Below are 22,767 nucleotides of genomic sequence, written 5' to 3'. Positions count from 1 at the left end.
TGACGGTGGTGCGCACCTGCGAGGTGCGCACCTGCGAGGTGCGCACCTGTAACGCCTCACGCCTCGATGACTTGCTGCCGCTGTTCGCCGAGGCCCTCGATGCCGAGGGTGACGACGTCGCCGACATTGAGGAATTGCGGCGGCTTCATGCCGGCGCCGACGCCGGGGGGCGTGCCCGTGGTGATGATGTCGCCGGGCAGCAGCGTGAGGAACGTCGAGACATAGGCGATGCACTTCGCCATCGTGAAGATCATGGTCGAGGTCGATCCGGTCTGGCAGCGCTTGCCGTTGACGTCGAGCCACATCGACAGCTTCTGCACGTCGGCGATTTCGTCCCTGGTCACCAGCCACGGGCCGACCGGGCCGAACGTGTCGTGCGACTTGCCCTTGGTCCATTGCCCGCCGCGCTCCTGCTGGAAGTAGCGCTCGGAGACGTCGTTGCAGACGCAGTAGCCGGCGACGTGATTGAGCGCGTCGGCCTCGCTGACATATTTGGCGCGGGTGCCGATGATGGCGGCGATCTCGACTTCCCAGTCGAGTTTCTTGGACTCGCGCGGCTTCTCGATCGCGTCGTTCGGGCCGCTCAGCGAGGTGTTGGCTTTCAGGAAGAAGATCGGCTCGGGCGGAATCGGATTGCCGGTTTCCTTGGCGTGATCGACATAGTTGAGGCCGATCGCGACGAATTTCGAGATGCCGGTGACCGGCGCACCGAAGCGCGGCTTGCCATCGACGGCGGGAAGTTTTGAGGGGTCCAATGCTGCAAGCTTGGCCAGCGACGCCGGCGCATAGGCCTCGCCGTTGAGATCCTTCACATGCGCGGAAAGATCGCGCAGCTGGCCGGATTTATCGATCAGGCCGGGCTTTTCCTGGCCAAGCGCGCCGTAACGAACAAGCTTCATTGTACTGCTCCCTCAGGGGTTTATTTACTTGGAATGCTTCATGGAACAGCGGGCGGGGAAATTCAACCACGGAAGCGTCCCGCATTGCAGGTCTCTTAATTCGTAGGGTGGGCAAAGCCACCGGGTCGCGCGAATGCGCGCCCGACGACAGGCTCCGCGTGCCCACCATTCTGGGAGCACGGGGATAGATGGTGGGCACGGCGCAAGTGCGCCTTTGCCCACCCTACGGCTACCCAAGCGCGATGAACTTGAAGGCGTCCCCCTCGCGCCTGATATGGCCGGCATTGAAGTGCCCGCCGATCACAAGCGTCGGCGTGTCGGCAAAACGCCCGAACAGCTCGCGCCGCGTCACGGCCGACTGTTTGGGGTCGGAATCCGCGGTTGACGACCAGTCGAGATGGGCCATCTGGCAGGGGTGATGGGCGACGTCGCCGGTGAGCAGGCCCTCCTGGCCGTCGGACTTGATGTGGATGCTCATATGGCCGGGGCTGTGGCCCGGCGTCGGGATCAGGGTGATTTCGTCCGAAAGCCTGGCGTCGCTGGCCACAAGGTCGGCCTTGCCGGCATCCGCGATCGGTTTGACGGAATCGCCGAACACGGCCTTTTTGTCGGGCTCGTCGCTGTGGTCGCGCCAGTGCTCGAACTCGATCTTGCCGAACACATAGCGGGCGTTGGCAAAGGTCGGCACCCACTGGCCGCCGACCAGCCTGGTGTTCCAGCCGACATGGTCGACATGCAGGTGCGTGCAAAGCACCGTGTCGATGCTGTCAGGCCCAAAACCCGCCGCGGTCAATGTGTCGAGGAACGGGTCCTGGCGGTTGTTCCAGGTCGGCACGTTGCGGCCCTGCTTGTCGTTTCCCAATCCGGTGTCGACGATGATCCGCCGCGATGGCGTCTCCACCAGCAGCGAATGGATCGACATTTTGAGGCGGCCCTCTTCGTTGGCGAAATGCGGGATCAGCCAGGGCAGCTTCTGGATCTCTTCGTTGGTCGCGAGCGGCAGGATGAAGCGGGTGCTGCCGACGGTCTCGAGCTCGACCACCTTGGTGATCCTGACCTTGCCTATAGTCCAGTGCATCCGGCGCTTCCCTTATGATTTGGCGTTCTTCACCGCGCGCAATCGACGATGACGGTGCCGAGCTTGTCGCCTTTTTCCACCGCGAGATGCGCCTGGGCCGTCTCTGCGAGTGCAAACTGCCCGGCCACGTTGTGGATGCGCTTGCCCGCCGCGAGCCATTTTGTGATGTCGGCCTGGGCTGCAGCCAGCAGCGGCGGCGGCAGTGCGAACAGCACCAGCGCGCGCAGCGCGATGCATTTCTCCATCAGGTCACGCATCGGGACCAGCGGTGTGCGATTGCCGTTAGTGGCATAGACCGCGATGGTGGAATTCATCGCCATCAATTTCAGGGTGATGGCGATGTTGCCGCCAAAATCGACGTCGACCACGCGGTCGACGCCGCGCCCGCCGGTAAAGGCCAGCACTTTGGCGATGACGTCATCATTGCGGTAGTTGATGACGAGGTCGGCGCCGGCAAGCCGCGCCTGTTCGGCCTTCGCTTCCGAACTGACGGTCGCGATCACCTTCGCGCCGCCCCATTTTGCGAATTGCACGGCGTAGTGGCCGACGGCGCCGGCGCCGCCGGTGACCAGCACGGTTTTTCCTGAAATCGGACCATCGCAGAACAGGCAGCACCACGCTGTCATGCCGGGAATGCCGAGCGTGGCGCCGGCGGCATAGGAAAGGCTGTCCGGCAGCGGCGTCACCAGATGCTCGGCGAGCGCGATGTACTCCGCCGCGGTGCCGAAGGCGCGGCCGTTGCGCTGGCCGTTGAACAGCCAGACGCGCTGGCCGACCCTCAATTGCGTGACGTCTTCGCCGATTTGATCGATGATCCCGGCGCCGTCGCTGTTGGGGATCACGCGCTTATATTCCATCGCGCGATAGCTGCCGCCGCGGCGGCCGACATCGGCGGGATTGACGCCGGACGCCTTCAGCCGCACCCGGACTTCGCCCGGGCCGGCGTCAGGCGTCGGCATCTCGCCATAGGTCAGCACCTCGGGCGCAGCGCCCGTCCGCTCGTACCAGACCGCTTTCATCCGGCTTTGCGAAGGCGACACTAGAGCGTTCCCGGGAACGCACCGCCGTCGAGCAGGATGTTCTGCCCGGTGATGAAGCCGGCCTTGGCGCTGCACAGGAAGGCACAGGCCTCGCCGAACTCCTCGGGGGTGCCGAACCGTCCGGCGGGATTGAGCTTGGCGCGCTCCGCCAGCACCTGCTCGACGTCGATTTTGCGCTTCTCCGCTTCGCCCTTTGCGGTGCCGCGCAGGCGGTCGGTGTCGAAAGGACCCGGCAGCAGCCCGTTGATGGTGACGTTGGCGATCACGGTCTTGCGCGAGATGCCGGCAACAAAGCCGGTGAGGCCGGCGCGTGCACCGTTGGAGAGGCCCAATATCTCGATCGGCGCCTTCACCGCAGCCGACGTGATGTTGACGATGCGGCCGAACTTGCGCGCCATCATGCCGTCCACCGTCGCCTTGATCAGTTCGATCGGGGTGAGCATGTTGGCGTCGATCGCCTTGATCCAGTCGTCGCGGGTCCAGTTGCGGAAATCGCCGGGCGGCGGGCCGCCGGCGTTGTTGATCAAAATGTCCGGATCGGGACAGGCCTTCAGCACGTCCGCGCGTCCCTGGGGCGTGGTGATGTCGCCGGCGACTTCCGTCACCGTGACGCCGGGATGCGCTTTGCGGATTTCATCGGCGGTCTTTTTCAGCGCTTCGGCGCCGCGCGCCGTCAAGGTGACGTGCACGCCTTCATTGGCCAGTTGCATCGCGCAGGCACGTCCCAACCCCTTGCTGGAGGCACATACGATGGCGCGGCGGCCTTTGATTCCAAGATCCACTGTCTCACTCCCGTTATGTCAGGTGATTTTCTAGATTTCGATTGGAACAGTGTAGCCAATCGCGACGGCCATGATAAGTGGCTCGTCGCTGCGCGAAATGCATATCAGTCTGTCATTGCCTGCTAAATTCGCTGCTCTCGCTTCAGCCGGTCGATGGTGGCGGTGACGTCACGCGGCAGCGACTTGAAGCCCTTTTGCCCGGCTGTCGAAAGCAGCGGCCGCAATTGCGAACCGGTCAGGAATGCCGGCTGGCGATCGCTTGGGACGAGCTGGTCGAAAACCAGCACCAGCGTGATCGCGACCAGGCCGACGCGCACCGCGCCAAGCGCCGCGCCGCCGAGGCGATCGCCGATACCGGCCGATCCGATGGTGTCGTCGAGCGCCATGCGCCCCACCTTTCCGAGCACCATGCCGGATGTCAGGAAAATTCCGAAGAACAGCAGCGAATTCTGCATCAGGGGCGAGCCGAGTTTGCCGGCGAGCTGCGGAGACAGCAACGAGGTGGCCGTCACCGCGATCGGCATCGCGAACAGATAGGCAAGGATCGTGGCCGCGCTGCGCAACAGACCGGAGTTGAAGCCGGTGACCACGGCAATCAACAGGGCGAGACAGACGACGGCATCGAAACTGTTCATGGATGAAAATCGCTGCCTGTTCCCGAGTCGCTATCTGGTCAATGAAACGGGTTTGCGGTCGATAAAATCGTAGCTATCAAAGGGCTCGCTTTATTCCGGGGTCGTCACGTCTGATCTATTCGACGTCCGTAAAGAAATCATTCCGATCACTGGCGTTAGCTGGGGGTTTGAGTTCGCGCGGGTGTTGCCGGCGCATGGTGCTGACCGCGCTCTGATAGTTGGATAAAAAAGCGCCTCTGCTTGGGAGTACCTCCTAATGGTAGACGCCCGATCTACCGTTTGTTCGCAACGATTGGCATGATGCAAGCCTATGCGCCGTGAGGTAGAGACCATGACCAGCAACCGCCTCGTGCAGCCACTTCACATCCGCAAAATCGGCATCGTCGGAACCGCAATCCTCATGCTCGGGCCTATGGCCGCTTTTACAGCTCCAGGAGCTGGATCGCGCATAGCTGAAGGCTTCGAACCGTTCGAGAAATCAGCGAGTGAGCGCGTCGCTCAAGCCTTCGAAGACGTCAGGGACATCGCATCTATCTCTGACGAGCTGAAGACTGCGCTGGCGTCGCTGAGCCAGAGCGTTCAGAGCGCGCAAAAGCCGCCGGTTAGGGCTGAAGGCAATGATTGACCTGATCTGACTTCAGAGCTTCTACGATGAGAGGCTTTTTTTTTACAGTGATCGCGGCTTCTGCGATGCGCCTGCAAAAACTCACTTTTGATGATTGGCTGGAACACTCGTTTGGACGCGAAGTTCGCTTTCAGCAAGCGCCTTGGTACTTCGATCCGGACCTTGATTGGTGGGATCCGGCACCAATGGAAGCCGTATCCTATCTCACCCGACTGTTTGAAGACCCCGAGCCAGCACTACAGGGATTTGCCGACAGCCAAATTGCACAGGGCTTAACCTACCTCGTGAATACGAGCGCACGCGGCGACGACAGATGGCTTTGTTCAACTGATGTGCCGGTCAAAGATCGTGTCCGCTGCGTTAAGTCTGTCGCAGCACTATTTACGAAACTGTTCGAGCCACGGTGCGCTCCTAGTTTGTCGCACTTGAGCGAATCCGATGCCGGAACGCTAAACTGCGTTTGCTATATGTGGTGGGATGCGTTTCCGAGTTTGGCTCTTGCGGGCGATCCGGACCTGCCAACTCTCCACGATTGCGCGCTGCGTACCATGGAGCGCATCCTTCACCTCGACTCGATCGCCTGCCAGGAGAGTGCTCTGCACGGGCTGGGGCACTGGCAGCGAGACTACAACGAGACGGTGACGCAAATCATAGACCGCTTTTGCGAGGCGCATTCCAAGGCCGACCCCCGGCTTTTGGCCTATGCTCGATCGGCCCGCTGCGGATGCGTGCTGTGACGTTGAGGAGTGATTGTCGCGCCCTGCAGGCGGAGTGTCGTCATCAGCCAACAGCATACGCTCAGCAAGACTGCCCGAAGTTCACCGGTATGGCGACATCGATACCAAACGATCCCTTGATAACGTCAGGCTCCACATACAAAAACCCCGGCGAGCTATAGCGTCGTAGCCCGGATGAGCCAACGGGTCGCGCGAATGCGCGCCCGATGACAGGCTCCGCGATATCCGGGAATCTCTCTACCGGCTCCCCGCATATCGCTTCCGCTCATGCGGGCTACCCGCTATGAATTTCAAATGGACAAGAGATTTACCGTAAGGCGAGCTTCTCCAGATGATGCCGGTGCAGTTGCCCGGATTCATGTCGAAGCCACCCGTGCAACCTACCGGGATATCTATACGGCCGAGTACCTCAACGGCCTCTCTGTCGAAGAGCGGGCTTCCCGCTGGATTGAAAAGGACAGGGGTCATCTGGCCATTGGTGACCCATTCGGAGTATTCGCAGCGTTTGACAATGACGTCATGATTGGTTTTGCGGATGTCGGACCAACCGATGAAAAGGGTGTCGCGGAGCTTTACGCGATCTACCTGGATCCCGATTATATAGGGAAGGGTGCAGGCCGCGCTCTCCTGGAGGCGTGCGCCGGCTACGCGGCAAGCCATGGCTCTAAGGCGATGACCGCAACCGTATTAAGCAGAAATTCCTTGGCCCGTGCATTTTACGAGCGCACGGGAGCAGAGGCGCTAGCAGAGACCGAAAGATTGATCGAAACAGGCGGCACCAGGGAGCTGGTCATCTCTTATCGCTGGGCAAATCTGAGATTGCAGTGACAGCTGCGGAGGGCGGGTTCTCTTTAACCCGCCGCTCCGTGCGAGATGGCGGGTAAAGAGAACCCGCCCTACGGGAGCTTCTTCAAAGGGGTGCGGCTGTGTCGGGCGAACGCGATCTTGCAGCATTGTTGCAGAACATGAAGCCGGACATGCCCGACGGGATCTTTGTCTTTTGCAGCATCCCGGCAGACAAGGAAGTTCCCGCCACGCTAAGGCCGGTGCACCTGTTCCGCGAACGGGAAGGAACGACTCTCGTCATGCGGCGTGAGGAGGCCGAAAGCGCAGGGTTGCCGTATCAATTCGCGTCGCGCCTGATCACGCTGACCGTTCATTCCTCGCTTGAAGCGGTCGGTTTTCTGGCTGCAATCACCGGCCGGCTCGCGGAAGCCGGCATCAGCGTGAATGCCGTGTCGGCCTATTACCACGATCATCTGTTTGTGCCCGAGCACAGAGCCGATGAAGCGCTGCAGCTTCTGCAGGATATGTCCAGGACGAGCTCGGAGTGAACTGGGCGTAGCCAGCACCCATCCTTTCCGTCATTCCGGGGCGCGCGCAGCGCGAGCCCGGAATCCATCAGGCCTCACGCGCTGCCGCCCGATGGATTCCGGGTTCTCGCGTTGCGAGCCCCGGAATGACGACGGAGGGGTTGCTCGGGCTGCGACAAAACAACCCGACGGCCGCGCCCGGCGTAGCCTTGGCGACCTGTCCGCCGTAGCTCGACGAGCGAAGGCGGAAGCCGGGGCAAATCAGTTCCGATTTTCGGAAATCGTGTCAAGCCCCAGAATAAAAAATATTTCGCTTTTCCCGAAAGAAAATCAGGGTCATATATCTGTCCATCCCGTCCCACTCAGAGGGCGTCGGCCGTCGTCACGGACGTTGGGCGGGTCGCGGTGGACGCTGATGTGCTGGCGACGAACGGCACAGAAGCGTACGGCGAAGTCGTGTGGTCCTGGCGCCCCGTTGCTGGCGTCACGTCCGTGAGGAGCCAAACGCTTCTTGCGGGCAATGGTGGCAAGAAAGCCCGTTCACCAGGGAGAGCACGATATAAGCCGTAAAGCCATTGCGCAGGGAAGGCCGGGTGTTCTCCGCTGGACCTGTATGCTCGTGTGCATTTTGTTTTGTGCAAACCGCACGCGAGACCGCGGGTGCAGCGCGCACCCGGTCTTCCCTGCGCCCTCTCATGAGAGGGCGGGAAGTTTCCAGCAAACCTCGGGCGCATCGCGCCGCGAGAAGGTGAAGCTATGTTCGCGATAGCCCATCCACGTCGTCCCGGCCTTGAGCTCAGATGCGCAATTGCGCATCGGGGACCCATACGCCGCGGCCCATCGGCGAGAATGCCAGCGTTAGACACCTTCCGCCAAATGCACATCACGCGGTATGGGTCCCGGCTCAAGGCCGGGACGACACTGAGCAAGATCTTCAGGGAGATCCCTCGGGAACCCGGTTCCAGCCCCCGTAACCGCCCGGCCTGCCTTGATTTCCGGCAGTCAAATTCTCCTTTGGTAACCTCGCATTAACTAAGATTAGCGTCTGGTTAGGGACGTAAAGACGCGCGGATAGCCCTCGTTTTGACACGTTGGCAGGGGAAGCAGGACCCGGCTTTGGACGGGCCCCCCATGTGACACCAATGAGGCTCTCGCGCTGGCGCATTTTTCGCCGCGCCCGATGCGCGGCTGTGGAACCGGCAGCCAGTCGCTCCCGGAGGAATTTGGGAAGGAGCATGATCCGGAAAAGTGGGTACCGGTTTTCCGAAAGGATCATGCTCCAAACAAGAGACAGAGCATGATCCGGAAAAGTGGGACCCGGTTTTCCGAAAAGATCATGCTCCAAACAAGAGACAGAGCATGATCCGGAAACGTGGAAACCGGTTTTCCGAAGAGGGTCATGCGCAAACGAGAGCATTGAGAGGATATGATCTGGTGATCCGGAGATTCCTGCAGTTCGTGACGCTGGCCTGCCTTCTGGCAACGGCTTCGTCAGCCAGCGCCCAACAGGTCGAAACGCAATCGCTGTCGCTGGCCGCGTCAGACGTGTCGCTGATCGCGCTGTTCCTGCAGGCGCACTGGGTCGTCAAATCTGTGATGATGGGGCTGCTCGCCTGTTCGGTCTGGGTCTGGGCGATCGCCATCGACAAGATCTTTCTCTATGCGCGCACCAAGCGCGCGATGGACCGTTTCGAACAGGCGTTCTGGTCCGGGCAATCGATCGAGGAGCTTTACCGCTCGCTCTCCGCCAAGCCGACGCAATCCATGGCGGCGTGCTTTGTCGCGGCGATGCGCGAATGGAAACGTTCGTTCGAGAGCCAGACCAGGTCCTTTGCCGGCCTGCAGATGCGGATCGAGAAGGTGATGAACGTCTCCATCGCCCGTGAAGTCGAGCGGCTGGAACGGCGGCTCCTGGTGCTGGCCACCGTCGGCTCGGCCGGGCCGTTCGTCGGCCTGTTCGGAACCGTCTGGGGCATCATGTCGAGCTTCCAGTCGATCGCGGCCTCGAAAAACACCTCGCTGGCGGTGGTGGCGCCGGGCATCGCGGAGGCGCTGTTTGCCACCGCGATCGGCCTTATCGCTGCCATTCCGGCGACTATTTTCTACAATAAGTTCATTTCCGAGGTGAACCGGCAGGCCCAGCGGCTGGAGGGGTTCGCCGACGAATTTTCAGCGATCCTGTCGCGCCAGATCGACGAGCGGGCATGATCCCGAAAAGTGGAAACCGGTTTTCGGACCAGATCATGCCCCGGATAAACGGCGTGAGGAGCGGTCAATCGTGAGCATTGTGGGCATTCGATCATGGCGATGAACATGGCAGGTTCGGCAGGTGGCGGTGGACGCCGCGGCCGGCGACGCGCCGCCGTGATGGCGGAGATCAACGTCACGCCGATGGTGGACGTGATGCTGGTGCTGCTGATCATCTTCATGGTGGCAGCCCCGCTGATGACCTCGACCATCGATATCGATTTGCCGATCGCAAGCGGCGGCAAGTCGCTGGCGTCGAATGCCCCGCCATTGACGCTATCGGTCAAGCGCACCGGCGGCGCCTGCAATTCGAATGTCGAACTATATCTGGGGGATACGTTGATCCCGGCCGCCGACTTGTTGCCCAAAATAAAGGCTATCCGGGAAACCCGGTCGGAGGCCGAGAGCGTGGTCTATCTGCGCGGCGATAAAGACGTCTGTTACACAGATATGATGAAATTATTGGGATATATTCGGACCGCGGGGTTCAAGGCGAACATCGTGATCGTTCCCGAGCAGGGCTCGTGAGCGCCCGCGTTTTCGCGCGGGGTGGAAGTTGAAGTGCGCGAGCGGAGCGGAAAAACTGACGTGAGCGGAGCGGAAAGACTTAAGTGAAGCTCAAGATCGACAAGACACTGGCTGCGTCGGTCGCCCTGCACGTCCTCGTGCTGGGGTACGGACTGGTGTCGTTCTCGACCAAGGCTTACGAAATGACGCCGGAGGAATCGGTCGCCGTCGATGTCATTTCGCCCGACCAGCTCGCCAAGGTCATGGCCGGGACCAAGACCGGCAAGAAGGAAAATCCGAAGCCGCTGGTGGACAAGGTTGCCGAGGCCAAACCGATCGAAGACGCGGTCGGCAAGGTGACCGAGAAGGCGCCCGTCGTCACCGAAATGGCGCCGCCCAAGGCGGAAGAGAAGCCGGTCGAGAAAAAGCCGGATCCGCCGAAGGTTGCCGAGAAGGCGAAGGAAGAGCCGAAGCCGGAGAAGAAGCCCGATCCGCCCAAGGTCGATCCGATCGCGGAAGAGATGATGAAGGCGAACGCAGAGGCGGAAGCAAAGGCCAAGGCTGAGGCGAAGGCAAAAGCCAGGGCGGAAGCGAAGGCAAAGGCCGAGGCAAAAGCCAAGGCCGAAGCCGAGGCGAAAGCCAAAGCGGACGCGAAGCCCAAGACGGAAGATCCGTTGGTCAGTATCGCGGCGCTGCTCGACAAGCGGGACCCGTCGCGAAAGGCGGCGACCGGCGACACCTTGAATTCGAATGCCGCGCTGGGCACCGCCAGGGGCAGTGCCGCAGACAACTCCGCGACCTGGGGATCGATGTTCAAGCAGCAGGTCGAGCGATGCTGGAAGAAACCCTATGGCGGCATCGAGTCGCAGAAGCCGGAAGCGGCGTTTGCGATCCGCCTGAAGCGCGACGGTACGCTCGAGGGAATGCCGGTTCCGGAAGGAACGCCGGGAACGCCGTATTTGCGCGTCTATCAGGAGAGCGCGTTGCGCGCGATCATCGAATGCCAGCCGTACAAGCTGCCTGCGGCGTTTTTCGAGGAATGGAAATATTTTGCGCCGGTGTTCACCGAACAGAAGACCTGAAGCTTTTGTAATTTGGTGGTCACCTCCCGGCAATCACGGATATGAGCAAAGTCGAAGCGATGACTGACAAAGATGGATTGCCGAACATGCTGTTTCGCCCGAGCCGCCGGCAGATCATTACGGGAATGGCGTCAGCGGGCCTGCTGATAAGCGGCCAGCGTGCCTTCGGCCAGGCGCCGAAACGTATTCCCATTCCCGAAGGTGAATTCGTTCCGCTGCCGATCGCGATCCCGAATTTCGCGGCCGGCACGCCGGCAGACGCCGAGGTCGGCGTCGGCGTCACGCAGGTCGTCACCAACAATTTGAAGCGCAGCGGACTGTTCGCGCCGATCGACCAGGCGGCCTACATCGAAAAGACCATCAATATCGACGCGGCGCCGAACTTCCAGAGCTGGAAGAGCATCAGCGCGCAGGCGCTGGTGACCGGCCGCATGACGCGGCAGGGCGACGGCCGTCTCAAGGCCGAATTCCGGCTCTGGGACGTCAACACCGGCCAGCAGCTCACCGGCCAGCAATATTTCACCTCGCCGGAATACTGGCGGCGGATCGCCCACATCATCTCCGACCAGATCTACGAGCGCCTGACCGGCGAAAAAGGCTACTTCGACAGCCGCGTGGTGTTCGTCGACGAGAGCGGCTCCAAGGAACGCCGCGTCAAGCGGCTGGCCTTGATGGATCAGGACGGCGCCAATGTGAAATATTTGACGCGCGGCGCCGACCTGGTGCTGACGCCGCGGTTCTCGCCGTCAACCCAGGAAATCACCTATATGGAGTTCGGGCAGGGCGATCCGCGCGTCTATCTGTTCAACATCGAGACCGGGCAGCGCGAGATCGTCGGCAACTTCCCGGGCATGTCGTTCTCGCCGCGGTTCTCGCCGGATGGCCAGCGCGTCATCATGAGCCTGCAGCAGGGCGGCAATTCGAACCTGTTCGTGATGGACCTGCGCTCGAAATCGACGACGCGGCTGACCGACACGCCGGCGATCGACACCTCGCCGTCCTATTCACCGGACGGAGCCCGCATCTGCTTTGAGTCCGATCGCGGCGGCAAGCCGCAGATCTATGTGATGCCGGCGACCGGCGGCGGCGCGCAGCGCATTTCGTTCCAGGAGGGCAGCTATTCGACGCCGGTGTGGTCGCCGCGCGGCGACTACATCGCGTTCACCAAGCAGGGCGGTGGTCAATTCGCGATCGGCATCATGAAGCCGGACGGATCGGGTGAACGCATTCTCACCTCGGGCTTCCATAATGAAGGACCGACGTTCGCGCCGAACGGCCGGGTGCTGATGTTCTTCCGAGAGCCCGGCGGCAATAGCGGCCCTTCATTGTTCACCGTCGATATCTCCGGGCGCAACGAATTGCGGGTTCCAACGCCCGGCTTCGCCTCCGATCCGGCATGGTCTCCGCTGTTGTCCTGAGCGTTCCACTGGTTAGGGCGTTAATCGGCAAACATTGCCTAGCATGCTGATTTATCAGGCAGATTTCTACGGCCTGAAACGAAAGGCAACGTCTTGGTAACGATGTTCGCTCAGAAAGACTTCATCTGCAAAGGGTACAACGTCTAATCCAAAGGACGTGCGCCCGAACATGCAGCTTGCCAAACAGAGCGGAGAGCCGGATCAACAGACGTCGCCCTATCTTCGCGCGGCGTTGATCGATTCGCTGTTCGAGACTTCCGCTCCGATGCTGACGGGCCTCGTCTTCGGCGCTGGCGCCGCGGCGATGACCGCGCTGAAGACGGGCTCAACGCTGATCTGGGCGTGCGTCGCGCTGCTCGTCGTCGCTGGCGTCGTCCGCGCATTCATCGTGCAGCGCTACCACGCGCGCAAATCGCCCCCGACTGTTGAGGATGCTGCACGCTGGAAGAAGTACCATCAGATCGGCGCGATGATTCAGGCCACCGCGCTCGGCACATGGTGCTCCGCGACGCTGCTGTTCACTGACGATGCCGTGGCTCATATGATCTGCCTGTCCACCACCACCGGGACCCTGGCGTTAGGTGCGGGCAGAGCCTATGGACGTCAGTGGGTATTCCAGCTGCAGGCTGCACTCATCTACGGTCCAACCGTGATCGCGCTGGCGTTGCGTGGTACGCCCTATTACGTGGCCATGTCAGTCGTGTGCACCGCGTTCCTCGTAGCGGTGCTGCAGATCTCGGCCAATCTGCACCGAATTTTCATGCAGGCGCTGGTGGCGCGCGAACGCGAGGCGGCGCTGGCCGGCCAGTTCGATACGGCGTTGAACAACATGCCGCACGGGCTGTGCATGTTCGGCGCCGACGGCCGCCTTGCGGTCATGAACCACCGCTTCAGCGAGATGATGAATCTGCCTGACGATTCGGTGCAGGGCGGCGTCAGTGCGTCCGACATTATCGCAGCCTGCGTCGCCTCTGGTTCGATTTCGAACGCGAGCGGCAGCATGATCCTGTCGGAAATCGAAAATTCGCAGGCGCGGGACATGATCACGACCGATCCCGACGCCGCGCGCAACCGGTCGCTGTCATGGACGTTCCAGCCGATGGCGGGCGGCGGCGCGGTCGTCTTGCTCGAAGACATCACCGAGCGGCGCGACGCGGAAGCCAAGATCAGCCATCTCGCGCGTTACGACGAACTCACCGAGCTTCCCAACCGGGTCAATTTCCGCAACGAGATCGGGCGCCTGCTGGCCATTCAGCAAGGCGTCGACAGGTTGTCGGCGCTGCTGTTCGTCGACCTCGATCAGTTCAAGCAGGTCAATGACACGCTGGGGCATCCCTGCGGCGACCAGTTGTTGTGCGCGGTCGCCGGGCGGTTGCGCGAGATGTTGCGGCCCGAGGACTTCGTGGCGCGGTTTGGCGGCGACGAATTCGTCGTGTTCCAGCAGGACATTCACTCCAACGAGGATGCGGCGGGCCTCGCCCGGCGCATCGTCGACCGGCTGAGCGAGCGCTACAAGATCGACAATCATCTGGTCGAGATCGGCGCCAGCGTCGGCATCGCCATGACCTCTCCCGGCGTCAGCGCGGACACGTTGCTCAAGAACGCCGACATGGCGCTGTACCGCGCCAAGGCGGACGGCCGCGGCACCTTCTGCTTCTTCCGCGACGAGATGGCGCAAACCGTCGAAGCACGCCGTACCCTGGAACTCGACCTGCGCAAGGCGCTGGCGAACGAGGAGTTCGAGCTGTTCTATCAGCCGCTGGTCAATATCAAGTCCGGCAAGATCGCGACCTGCGAGGCGCTGCTGCGCTGGAATCATCCGGTCCGCGGCACGGTGTCGCCGATCGACATCATTCCGGTCGCCGAGGATATGGGCCTGATCGTCGACCTCGGCCGCTGGATTCTGCGCAAGGCCTGCATGGAGTGCATGAAGTGGCCCGAGGCCGTCAGCGTCGCCGTCAACTTCTCGCCGCAGCAATTCCATCAGCGCGACGTGCTGAGCGAAGTCCGCTACGCGCTCGAGGTCTCCGGCCTGCCGGCGAACCGGCTCGAAATCGAGATCACCGAATCCTCGTTGTTGCGCAACACGCAGCTGACCCATGATGTGCTGTCGCAACTGCATTCGCTCGGCGTGCGGATCTCGCTGGACGATTTCGGCACCGGCTATTCGAGCCTGAGCTATCTGCACAACTTCCCACTGCAAAAAGTGAAGATCGACCGCTCCTTCCTCGAAGGCATCGATACCGATCGTCCGTTGACGTTGCTGCGCGGCGTGGCGCGGCTGTCGGCCGATCTCGGCATGTCGGTTGTGGTCGAGGGCATCGAGACCAACCAGCAACTGGAACTGGTCAGCACCGATGGCACGGTGACCGAGGCGCAGGGCTATCTGTTCAGCCGGCCGGTTCCGGCGGTGCGAATCCGCCAGCTGCTGAACGCCTCCCACGGTCGCCGTTCGACGCCGGACGAGCCGTTGGTTGTGGTTCCATCGCGCTCAATCGCCTGACGCAACCTCCCGTATTTGTTCCGTAATTTTACGGGTGCTGACGGCCGCACAGGTTAACCCTAACGTCTCGATAGCTTTGCAATTTTATTAAGGAGCTGTTAAGCTTTCACACTCGCACAAGTTGTTCGGAAGTTGAAGTTATGGAGTATCAGATGAAGTCCAGAGCCGAACCGCGCACGACGCTCTTTGTGCCGGAGTCGGGACTCTCTGATCGCGTCGATTACCGGCTCATGGAAACTCCCGAGGAAAAAGATTGCATCTATTTGATGCGTTACAAAGCCTATCTGCATGGCGGAGTAACCGCGCCGTCAGAGTCCCAGCGCGTCAGCGATCATTACGACGATGCGCCCAACGCCTGGATGTTTGGAATCTATGTTGACGGAGAACTCTGTAGTTCTCTCCGCCTCAACGTCGTGACGTCGGAATGTCGGATTTCCGGTTCAGTCGACTTGTTCGGCGATGTTCTTCACCCGCGCATCGATAAGGGCGAAGTTTTCATCGATCCGCTTCGCCTTGCGGCGCTCCCCGAAAAAGCCAGACAGTTCCCTGAGATTCCCTATCTGACGGTCCGGCTGGCCTATATGGCATGCGAGCATTTCAACGCCGATACCGGGCTCGCGCTCGTTCGTGCGGAGCACCAGGCGTTCTATCGCCGGGTCTTCATGTCCGAGGTCATCGCCGAACCGCGTTCGTTTCCGGGCTTTTTGCCAAAGGTGGCATTGATGGCGTCCGATTACCGGGCCGTGCGGGAACGCGTCATGACCCGGTTTCCCATCATGCGCTCAAGTGCATTCGAGCGGCGGATGCTGTTCCAGCGCGCCGGCGAGCGGCAGTCGTTGCCACACGGGGTTGTCACGCCTTATGAGGGTCCCTCGATCGTTCCGAATTCCTGAGCCAGCCGACTTAATGGCGCACCGCCGAGCCTGACCCGGCGGGTTCCGGCCGCAGTGGCCGGGCATTCCGTAAGCCAGCGCCTAGCCCAATGCCCGAAACACCCAAATCGGGCGATTTCGGACCAGCCTGCACTTGCCTTCACCGTCGCGCCACATTTACAAACCATTAACCATCGTGGGCGCTTTTCACGGATTGTCGGCATTTGATCGGGTCTGGCAAGGTTCCATCAAGGTTGACGGAACGTTCGCTTAACCATCGCCCTGTAGACCGGATAACAGTCGGAAAACGTGAGCGCGGAGGCTCCGGAATGAAACATCAGATGCGCATCCTCCAGGGATTGAAACTGGCCGCGGTACTCGCGGTGGCCCTGTCGATGGGCGCTTGCGCCAACAAGAACGTCGGCGCCGAGGGGGCGATGGCGAGTGCGGCGACCCCGGGCAGCCAGCAGGACTTCGTGGTCAATGTCGGCGACCGCGTGTTCTTCGAGAGCGACCAGACCGAGCTCAGCCCGCAGGCGATCGCGACCCTGGAAAAGCAGGCGCAGTGGCTGCAGACCTACAACCGCTATTCCTTCACCATCGAAGGCCATGCGGACGAGCGCGGCACCCGCGAGTACAACATCGCGCTCGGTGCACGGCGCGCCCAGTCGGTACGGAGCTATCTCGCCTCTCGCGGCGTTGATCCGAACCGCATGCGCACGATCTCCTACGGCAAGGAACGCCCGGTCGCCGTGTGTAACGACATCTCCTGCTGGTCGCAGAACCGCCGCGCGGTCACGGTGCTGAACGCCGGCGCCTGAGGGGCTACGATTACGAGTTCAGAACCGGCGCCTTCGGGCGCCGGTTTCATTTTGGTCTCATGATGGGGCCGCGAATGACGGCGTCCGCTCCGTCGGGCACCAGTTTCGCGGCTTGGACGTCGAAGAACAGCCGCACCCCGTTCACGGGTGCGTGCATGGGCCTGATCCCTTCCGTTGATGAACGGCCCGCCGACCAAGCCGCTTGCTTGTTTTGAAGCTGATACTAAACCATACCGAAATCCGGCTTCCGGATTCGGAAACGCCAGTCACAATTCTGGCGTACTCCCTCTCTCAATGTGTTCGGCTTTCGATGTCACGCCGAATTTTCGTCGTCAGGGCAAAATGTCATTCAGGTTTCTCAATGCGATCAGCGCCGCGGCGATTGCCGCGATGCTCTCCTTGTCTTCGCAGGCCTCCTTCGCACAGGTATCGTTCCCGTGGTCCTCTTCTCCGCAAAGCCCGCCCGTTCAGGCGCAATCCGACGACGCCGATGCGGATATGCGGATCCAGCGGCTCGAGAACCAGCTGCGGCAGCTCACCGGCCAGAACGAGGAACTGCAGTATCGTAACCGCCAGCTCGAGGAGCGCCTGCGGCAGCTCGGTGGCGGTGCGGCGGTAGCCCCTGCCGGTCAGCCTCCGGCTGCGCCGGCGCAGCCCAGCGTGGCCGCGGTGCCGCCCCCGGTCCAGGCCTATCCGCCCGCCCGGCAACCCCAGGCGCAGCAAGGCTATCCGCAGGGGCAGCAGGGCTATCCGCAGGCGCAGCCGTCCTATGAGCAGCCGCAGATCGCGGCACCGCCGCCGATCATGCAGGATCAGGCGGCAGCACCGGCGCCCGGCCGCCGCCGCGGCGACGCCTTCGATCCCAATCAGAATCCCAACGCCCCTGGCGCGCCGCGCGCGCTCGGTGGCGGTCAGTTGCCGGTCGCCAACGACGCGCCGGTCGGCGCTCCCGGCGGGCGCGGACGGGGCGAGCCGCTCGACCTCGGTGCGATCAGCCCGCGCGATCCCGGCGGCGCGCCGCCGGTGCGTGCGCCCGGCGCCAGCGCCGCGCTGACGACGCTGCCGCCTTCGGCGACGCCCAAGGACGAGTTCGATCTCGGCATCGGCTACATGCAGCGCAAGGATTATGCGCTCGCCGAAGAGACGATGAAAAATTTCGCGCAGAAATATCCGAGCGATCCCCTGATCGCGGATTCGCAATACTGGCTTGGCGAAAGCTACTTCCAGCGTCAGCAATACCGTGACGCTGCGGAAGCCTTTCTCGGCGTGACCACCAAGTTCGACAAGTCCGCAAAGGCGCCGGACTCGCTGCTGCGGCTCGGCCAGTCGCTGGCGGCGCTGAAGGAGAAGGAAGCGGCCTGCGCCGCGCTCGGCGAAGTGACGCGGAAATATCCGCGCGCCTCGGCCGGCGTGAAGGCCGCCGTGGACCGCGAGCAGAAGCGGGTGAAGTGCTGAGCTTTCGCTCGTTCGGCCTGAACCCGCATCAAGTGCGGGACAGGCTTCGCCCGAAAACGCTATGGTCGGCCCATGGCAGAGGACGACCATTCCCCGATCACGGCGAGCCAGGCGAAACTTCTGTTCGCCGACTGGAAGGCTGTGCCCGCGATCGTGCTCGCCGTTTCCGGCGGACCTGATTCCATCGCCCTGATGTGGCTCGCCGCGCGCTGGCGCCATGCCCTGAAGCGCGGGCCGCGATTGATCGCGGTGACCGTCGATCATGGCTTGCGGCATGAAGCCGCGCGCGAGGCGCGTGACGTCAAAAAGCTCGCCAGGCATCTCGATCTGCCGCATCGCACGCTACGCTGGCATGGCGCCAAGCCGAATACGGGCGTGCCGGCCGCGGCGCGGGCGGCGCGCTATCGCCTGCTGGCGCAGGCAGCACGCGCTGCTGGCGCGACCCATATCCTCACCGCGCATACCCGCGACGACCAGGCCGAGACATTGTTGATGCGGATGCTGCGTGGCAGCGGCATCGCCGGTCTGGCGGCGATGGCGCGGCAATCGGAACGTGACGGCGTGTGGCTGGCGCGGCCGTTGCTGGATGTCCCGAAATCGCAACTGATCGCGACATTGAACAAGGCCAAGATCGCCTTCGCCGATGATCCGACCAACCGCGACGTCAATTACACGCGGCCTCGTTTGCGGGCGCTGATGCCGGCGCTGGCGGAAGAGGGCGGCGACGCCAGAAATCTGGCGCGGCTGGCGTCGCGGCTGGCGCGGGCCAATGCCGCGCTGGAAGTGCTGGTCGATGGCGCCGAGCGCTATCTGGCGCTGAGGGATCGCAATGACGCCGCGCGTTTTGGCTTCGATGGGTCAGCCTTTGCGGGTCTGCCTGAGGAAATCCGGCTTCGGCTGCTGATGCGGGCCATCGACCGCGTCGGTCACGAGGGGCCTGCGGAACTCGGCAAGGTCGAGGCCCTGCTGACGGTGCTGGACCGGGCGGTATCGGAAGGCCAGCCGAAGTTGAAGCAGACCCTCGCGGGCGCCGCAATCAGCCTGATTGGAGGTCGAATTCACGTCGAGCCGGCTCCCCCGCGTCGTCGCAGGCCGGAATGAGAGGCAAGCCCAAACCTCGATATCCCGTCATAAACCGGCGGGGAGTCTTAACCACCCCGAAAAACGCTGATTTTTACGCCATTATTTGACCGGGAATCGCGCTAGGATGCGTTAAATAGTCCTGCGTGGTTCCCTTGGCATCGACCCAGGCGCCACCTAGATTGTAAGCAGTGCTCCGGGGGTTTCTCACCTGACGACCCAGGGTTTACTGCCCAAGGACATAAGGCCGCGATCCGCGCGGCCACGAAGGAAGATCGATGAACGCCAATCTGCGCAATTTCGCCCTCTGGGTCATCATTGTTTTGTTGCTGTTGGCACTCTTCACGCTTTTCCAGAATCCGGGGCAGCGCGCGTCCTCGCAGGACATCACGTTTTCGCAGTTCGTGAGCGAGGTCGAAAAGAACACCGTCCGCGACGTCGTGATCCAGGGGCCGGAAATCCACGGCACCTTCACCAACGGCTCCAGCTTCCAGACCTACTCGCCGAACGATCCGTCGCTGGTCAAGCGCCTGGTTGATGCCAAGGTGAACGTCAGCGCGAAGCCGCCCGGCGACAATGTGCCGTGGTTCGTGTCGCTGCTGGTCTCCTGGCTGCCCTTTATCGCGCTGATCGGCGTGTGGATCTTCCTGTCGCGCCAGATGCAGGGCGGCGCCGGCAAGGCGATGGGCTTCGGCAAGTCGCGCGCCAAGATGCTGACCGAGGCGCATGGCCGCGTCACCTTCGAGGACGTCGCGGGCGTCGACGAAGCCAAGCAGGATTTGCAGGAGATCGTCGAATTCCTGCGCGACCCCGGCAAATTCCAGCGCCTCGGCGGACGGATTCCGCGCGGCGTGCTCCTGGTCGGCCCTCCCGGCACCGGCAAAACCCTGATCGCGCGCGCGGTCGCGGGCGAGGCCAATGTGCCGTTCTTCACGATCTCGGGCTCCGACTTCGTTGAAATGTTCGTCGGCGTCGGCGCCAGCCGCGTCCGCGACATGTTCGAACAGGCCAAGAAGAACGCGCCCTGCATCATTTTCATCGACGAAATCGACGCGGTCGGCCGCCATCGTGGCGCCGGTCTCGGCGGCGGTAATGACGAGCGCGAACAGACCCTCAACCAGTTGCTGGTCGAGATGGACGGCTTCGAGGCCAATGAAGGCGTGATCCTGATCGCGGCGACCAACCGGCCCGACGTGCTCGATCCCGCGCTGCTGCGCCCGGGCCGTTTCGACCGCCAGGTCGTGGTGCCGAACCCGGATGTCGTCGGCCGCGAGCAGATCCTCAAGGTCCACGTCCGCAAGGTGCCGCTGGCACCGGATATCAACCTCAAGACCATCGCGCGCGGCACGCCGGGCTTCTCCGGCGCCGACCTGATGAACCTCGTCAACGAAGCCGCCCTGACCGCCGCGCGCCGCAACAAGCGCATGGTGACCCAGGCCGAGTTCGAGGAAGCAAAAGACAAGGTGATGATGGGCGCCGAGCGCAAGTCGCTCGTCATGACCGAGGAAGAGAAATTGCTGACGGCCTATCACGAAGGCGGTCACGCCATCGTCGGCCTCAACGTCGTCGCCACCGATCCGATCCACAAGGCCACGATCATCCCGCGCGGCCGCGCGCTCGGCATGGTGATGCAACTGCCGGAGCGCGACAAGCTGTCGATGTCGCTCGAGCAGATGACGTCGCGGCTCGCGATCATGATGGGCGGCCGGGTTGCCGAAGAGCTGATCTTCGGCCGCGAAAAGGTCACCTCGGGTGCGTCGTCCGACATCGAGCAGGCCACGCGCCTGGCGCGCATGATGGTGACGCGCTGGGGCCTGTCCGAGGCGCTCGGCACCGTGTCCTATGGCGAGAACCAGGACGAGGTTTTCCTCGGCATGTCGGTGTCGCGCACCCAGAACGCATCGGAAGCCACGGTTCAGAAGATCGACACCGAGATCCGGCGTTTCGTCGAAGACGGTTACAACGAAGCGACGCGCATTCTCACTGAAAAGCGCGCCGACCTCGAAGCGCTTGCCAAGGGCCTGCTCGAATTCGAGACGCTGTCCGGCGACGAGATCATCGACCTGCTCAATGGCAAGAAGCCGAACCGCGAGTCGGTGCTTGAGCCGACCACGCCGCGGGCCTCGGCTGTGCCGCCCGCCGGCAAGTCGCGCCCGCGCCCCGATCCGGATCCCGGCCTGGAGCCGCAACCGCAAGCCTAAGTCGGTTTGCATCTGAAATAGAAAACGCGGCGGCGACGCCGCGTTTTTTTATGGTGGCGTCCCGGCCCTGCGCCATGAGGATCAACGCGGGCTGTAGCCCGGATGGAGCGAAGCGAAATCCGGGGCATGCCGCGACGTCACGTGCGTCCCGGATTTCGCTGCGCTCCATCCGGGCTACTGCCTGGCTCCCCGCACTCCCGCAACAGTTTTCGCAGCGCGTGGATCGGCGGAAACACTTCCCTGTTCCAGTCCGCGCCTTGCGCGTCGTGGGCGGCCTGTTCCAACTCCACGATCTCGCAATCCTCCGAAAAGACCCGGTTGGTGAACCAGGCCAGCACCGGCCAGCCGAGACCGAGGATGCCGGGAATTCTGGGCTTGCGCACCGACAGCACGACGAAGGTCCGGTTACGGCGCTGCGCCGCATCGATGGGTGTGTAGCCGAGCCATACGTTGAGAACCGGTGCGTCGCCCTTCGTCCACATCTGCAGGGTCTGGTAGGGATATTCGGTGCGCACCGTCATCAGGTCGCGCGCCGTGCCGGCACGGCCGCGCAGGCGGCCGACGATGACGGCCTCGCCAAGGGGCGGCTTCTCGCCAGGCCGGGCAAAGCTGTAATCGACCTCCATCCAGCGTTCGCCGGCGCGGCTGCCGAGATAGCGCGGCACGACTTTTCCGGTGGTGCGCCGGTGCAGGAACTGATGGTTCATGTCCATCAAATTCTCATGCATGAAAGTGTAGTGACAGGCGACGAGCTTGCCGAACCGCCGGGTCTTGTAGGCGGTATCAGCGGCTGCGCCGATCTGCGGCAAGGGAGCGGCGGCAGACGCCGTGCCGGGCCACACGAAGATCAACCCGTCGCGTTCGAAGCAGGGATAACGGCGGACGCCGTTCGGCCGCTTGCCCTTGCCGAGATAGGGCACGTCGACACAGTCGCCCGACGCATCGTAACGCCAGCCATGATAGACACAGCGCAGGGTGCAGCCATCGACCGTTCCCTTGGACAGCGGCACCTGGCGGTGCGCGCAGCGGTCCTCAAGCGCGAAGATCGCGCCCTCCCTCGGGCGCACCAGCACGATCGGTTCGCCCGCGAACCGCGCCGCGAAAGTCTGGCCGGACTTCACCTCGTGCGACCATGCGACCGGATACCAGTGATCCGGGTTCGCGCCGACCTTGCGAAGATCGACAGAGGCTTCCGACCAGGCATTATCAGGCCTCACCGTCATCGCGTCGTTACGCCTTTGCCAGCGGTCCGAGATGCAGCGCCATGATCTGTTCCGGCGTCTCGGTGACCTCGATGCGCTGGCCGTCGCCGCCGACGAAGGCGAGCACGGTGCGCTCGCCGTCGCGCCACATGCTGCCGACCAGCGCGATATTGATGTGGGCGGCCTGCCCCGTCTCGCACCTCGTGCATTCGATCCAGAAGCGCATGGCGTATCCTTTCAATGATGCCGGGTTGAGAGACGGGGCGGGCG

The 22,767-nt window shown here is 62.6% G+C and carries 21 protein-coding genes; 14 read left to right on the top strand and 7 right to left on the bottom strand.

Going from position 1 to position 22,767, the window contains the following annotated elements:
• Positions 1 to 56: 56 nt before the first annotated feature.
• From JQ567_RS08385 to JQ567_RS08365, 5 genes are all read right to left on the bottom strand, one after another.
• The gene (locus tag JQ567_RS08385) at positions 57 to 899 is read right to left on the bottom strand and encodes a fumarylacetoacetate hydrolase family protein (protein WP_212416037.1); all 843 of its coding nucleotides are present in this window, start codon (positions 897 to 899) and stop codon (positions 57 to 59) included.
• Positions 900 to 1,128: 229 nt separating this feature from the next.
• Positions 1,129 to 1,977 carry an MBL fold metallo-hydrolase gene (locus tag JQ567_RS08380; protein WP_212438382.1) on the bottom strand — a complete coding sequence of 283 codons (849 nt, stop codon included), beginning with the start codon at positions 1,975 to 1,977 and terminating at the stop codon, positions 1,129 to 1,131.
• A gap of 29 nt (positions 1,978 to 2,006) precedes the next feature.
• A complete protein-coding gene (locus JQ567_RS08375; protein WP_312017371.1) occupies positions 2,007 to 3,017 on the bottom strand; it encodes an NADPH:quinone reductase in 1,011 nt (336 codons plus the stop codon).
• On the bottom strand, positions 3,017 to 3,799 hold the full coding sequence (locus JQ567_RS08370) for an SDR family oxidoreductase (protein ID WP_212438381.1): 783 nt from the start codon (positions 3,797 to 3,799) through the stop codon (positions 3,017 to 3,019). The genes JQ567_RS08375 and JQ567_RS08370 overlap by 1 nt, the downstream gene beginning before the upstream one ends.
• A gap of 122 nt (positions 3,800 to 3,921) precedes the next feature.
• The gene (locus tag JQ567_RS08365; RefSeq protein ID WP_212438380.1) at positions 3,922 to 4,434 is read right to left on the bottom strand and encodes a CvpA family protein; all 513 of its coding nucleotides are present in this window, start codon (positions 4,432 to 4,434) and stop codon (positions 3,922 to 3,924) included.
• A 331-nt stretch (positions 4,435 to 4,765) separates the two neighbouring features.
• Here JQ567_RS08365 and JQ567_RS08360 point away from each other — a divergent pair, with 331 nt between their 5' ends.
• The 14 genes from JQ567_RS08360 (at position 4,766) to ftsH (ending at position 21,295) form a co-directional block, all read left to right on the top strand.
• A complete protein-coding gene (locus JQ567_RS08360; RefSeq protein ID WP_212438379.1) occupies positions 4,766 to 5,059 on the top strand; it encodes a hypothetical protein in 294 nt (97 codons plus the stop codon).
• A 26-nt stretch (positions 5,060 to 5,085) separates the two neighbouring features.
• Positions 5,086 to 5,796 carry a hypothetical protein gene (locus JQ567_RS08355; protein WP_249165333.1) on the top strand — a complete coding sequence of 237 codons (711 nt, stop codon included), beginning with the start codon at positions 5,086 to 5,088 and terminating at the stop codon, positions 5,794 to 5,796.
• Positions 5,797 to 6,090: 294 nt separating this feature from the next.
• Positions 6,091 to 6,624 carry a GNAT family N-acetyltransferase gene (locus JQ567_RS08350; protein ID WP_212438378.1) on the top strand — a complete coding sequence of 178 codons (534 nt, stop codon included), beginning with the start codon at positions 6,091 to 6,093 and terminating at the stop codon, positions 6,622 to 6,624.
• Positions 6,625 to 6,722: 98 nt separating this feature from the next.
• Positions 6,723 to 7,130 (top strand): ACT domain-containing protein, encoded by a 408-nt coding sequence (locus JQ567_RS08345; RefSeq protein WP_212438377.1) that lies wholly within the window; start codon positions 6,723 to 6,725, stop codon positions 7,128 to 7,130.
• 1,503 nt (positions 7,131 to 8,633) lie between these two features.
• Positions 8,634 to 9,317 (top strand): protein TolQ, encoded by a 684-nt coding sequence (gene tolQ, locus JQ567_RS08340; RefSeq protein WP_212207806.1) that lies wholly within the window; start codon positions 8,634 to 8,636, stop codon positions 9,315 to 9,317.
• 93 nt (positions 9,318 to 9,410) lie between these two features.
• Positions 9,411 to 9,884, top strand: a complete 474-nt coding sequence (locus tag JQ567_RS08335; protein ID WP_212032897.1) for a biopolymer transporter ExbD — start codon at positions 9,411 to 9,413, stop codon at positions 9,882 to 9,884.
• Between the two features lie 83 nt (positions 9,885 to 9,967).
• Positions 9,968 to 10,945 (top strand): cell envelope integrity protein TolA, encoded by a 978-nt coding sequence (gene tolA, locus JQ567_RS08330; protein ID WP_212438376.1) that lies wholly within the window; start codon positions 9,968 to 9,970, stop codon positions 10,943 to 10,945.
• A gap of 86 nt (positions 10,946 to 11,031) precedes the next feature.
• On the top strand, positions 11,032 to 12,363 hold the full coding sequence (tolB, locus tag JQ567_RS08325; RefSeq protein ID WP_212438509.1) for a Tol-Pal system beta propeller repeat protein TolB: 1,332 nt from the start codon (positions 11,032 to 11,034) through the stop codon (positions 12,361 to 12,363).
• Positions 12,364 to 12,532: 169 nt separating this feature from the next.
• The gene (locus JQ567_RS08320; RefSeq protein ID WP_212438375.1) at positions 12,533 to 14,866 is read left to right on the top strand and encodes a bifunctional diguanylate cyclase/phosphodiesterase; all 2,334 of its coding nucleotides are present in this window, start codon (positions 12,533 to 12,535) and stop codon (positions 14,864 to 14,866) included.
• 152 nt (positions 14,867 to 15,018) lie between these two features.
• Positions 15,019 to 15,759 (top strand): N-acyl amino acid synthase FeeM domain-containing protein, encoded by a 741-nt coding sequence (locus JQ567_RS08315; protein ID WP_249165343.1) that lies wholly within the window; start codon positions 15,019 to 15,021, stop codon positions 15,757 to 15,759.
• Positions 15,760 to 16,067: 308 nt separating this feature from the next.
• Positions 16,068 to 16,559 (top strand): peptidoglycan-associated lipoprotein Pal, encoded by a 492-nt coding sequence (pal, locus tag JQ567_RS08310; protein ID WP_192736825.1) that lies wholly within the window; start codon positions 16,068 to 16,070, stop codon positions 16,557 to 16,559.
• 342 nt (positions 16,560 to 16,901) lie between these two features.
• Positions 16,902 to 18,014 (top strand): tol-pal system protein YbgF, encoded by a 1,113-nt coding sequence (gene ybgF / locus JQ567_RS08305; protein WP_212438373.1) that lies wholly within the window; start codon positions 16,902 to 16,904, stop codon positions 18,012 to 18,014.
• A 72-nt stretch (positions 18,015 to 18,086) separates the two neighbouring features.
• On the top strand, positions 18,087 to 19,115 hold the full coding sequence (gene tilS / locus JQ567_RS08300; protein ID WP_212438372.1) for a tRNA lysidine(34) synthetase TilS: 1,029 nt from the start codon (positions 18,087 to 18,089) through the stop codon (positions 19,113 to 19,115).
• Between the two features lie 257 nt (positions 19,116 to 19,372).
• Entirely contained in the window at positions 19,373 to 21,295 is a 1,923-nt protein-coding gene (gene ftsH / locus JQ567_RS08295; RefSeq protein ID WP_192736823.1) for an ATP-dependent zinc metalloprotease FtsH, read from the top strand.
• A 137-nt stretch (positions 21,296 to 21,432) separates the two neighbouring features.
• Here ftsH and JQ567_RS08290 read toward each other — a convergent pair whose 3' ends face one another.
• On the bottom strand, positions 21,433 to 22,518 hold the full coding sequence (locus JQ567_RS08290; protein ID WP_212438371.1) for an aromatic ring-hydroxylating dioxygenase subunit alpha: 1,086 nt from the start codon (positions 22,516 to 22,518) through the stop codon (positions 21,433 to 21,435).
• A 7-nt stretch (positions 22,519 to 22,525) separates the two neighbouring features.
• Positions 22,526 to 22,723, bottom strand: coding sequence for a hypothetical protein (locus tag JQ567_RS08285; RefSeq protein ID WP_212438370.1), 198 nt, complete (start codon positions 22,721 to 22,723; stop codon positions 22,526 to 22,528).
• Positions 22,724 to 22,767 lie beyond the last annotated feature (44 nt).

This window comes from Bradyrhizobium sp. AUGA SZCCT0431, from assembly GCF_018131065.1.
Lineage (GTDB): Bacteria > Pseudomonadota > Alphaproteobacteria > Rhizobiales > Xanthobacteraceae > Bradyrhizobium.
Note: the sequence above shows the minus strand (reverse complement) of the source record. Positions and strands in the feature narration are given on the sequence as shown.

Coding starts and splice junctions, on each gene's coding strand:
- tilS (WP_212438372.1), top strand. CDS start 18,087: ATGGCAGAGGACGACCATTCCCCGATCACGGCGAGCCAGGCGAAACTT.
- JQ567_RS08365 (WP_212438380.1), bottom strand. CDS start 4,434: ATGAACAGTTTCGATGCCGTCGTCTGTCTCGCCCTGTTGATTGCCGTG.
- JQ567_RS08360 (WP_212438379.1), top strand. CDS start 4,766: ATGACCAGCAACCGCCTCGTGCAGCCACTTCACATCCGCAAAATCGGC.
- JQ567_RS08335 (WP_212032897.1), top strand. CDS start 9,411: ATGGCGATGAACATGGCAGGTTCGGCAGGTGGCGGTGGACGCCGCGGC.
- JQ567_RS08285 (WP_212438370.1), bottom strand. CDS start 22,723: ATGCGCTTCTGGATCGAATGCACGAGGTGCGAGACGGGGCAGGCCGCC.
- JQ567_RS08355 (WP_249165333.1), top strand. CDS start 5,086: ATGAGAGGCTTTTTTTTTACAGTGATCGCGGCTTCTGCGATGCGCCTG.
- JQ567_RS08315 (WP_249165343.1), top strand. CDS start 15,019: ATGAAGTCCAGAGCCGAACCGCGCACGACGCTCTTTGTGCCGGAGTCG.
- pal (WP_192736825.1), top strand. CDS start 16,068: ATGAAACATCAGATGCGCATCCTCCAGGGATTGAAACTGGCCGCGGTA.
- tolB (WP_212438509.1), top strand. CDS start 11,032: ATGCTGTTTCGCCCGAGCCGCCGGCAGATCATTACGGGAATGGCGTCA.
- JQ567_RS08350 (WP_212438378.1), top strand. CDS start 6,091: ATGGACAAGAGATTTACCGTAAGGCGAGCTTCTCCAGATGATGCCGGT.
- JQ567_RS08320 (WP_212438375.1), top strand. CDS start 12,533: ATGCAGCTTGCCAAACAGAGCGGAGAGCCGGATCAACAGACGTCGCCC.
- ybgF (WP_212438373.1), top strand. CDS start 16,902: ATGTCATTCAGGTTTCTCAATGCGATCAGCGCCGCGGCGATTGCCGCG.
- ftsH (WP_192736823.1), top strand. CDS start 19,373: ATGAACGCCAATCTGCGCAATTTCGCCCTCTGGGTCATCATTGTTTTG.
- JQ567_RS08290 (WP_212438371.1), bottom strand. CDS start 22,518: ATGACGGTGAGGCCTGATAATGCCTGGTCGGAAGCCTCTGTCGATCTT.
- JQ567_RS08380 (WP_212438382.1), bottom strand. CDS start 1,977: ATGCACTGGACTATAGGCAAGGTCAGGATCACCAAGGTGGTCGAGCTC.
- JQ567_RS08385 (WP_212416037.1), bottom strand. CDS start 899: ATGAAGCTTGTTCGTTACGGCGCGCTTGGCCAGGAAAAGCCCGGCCTG.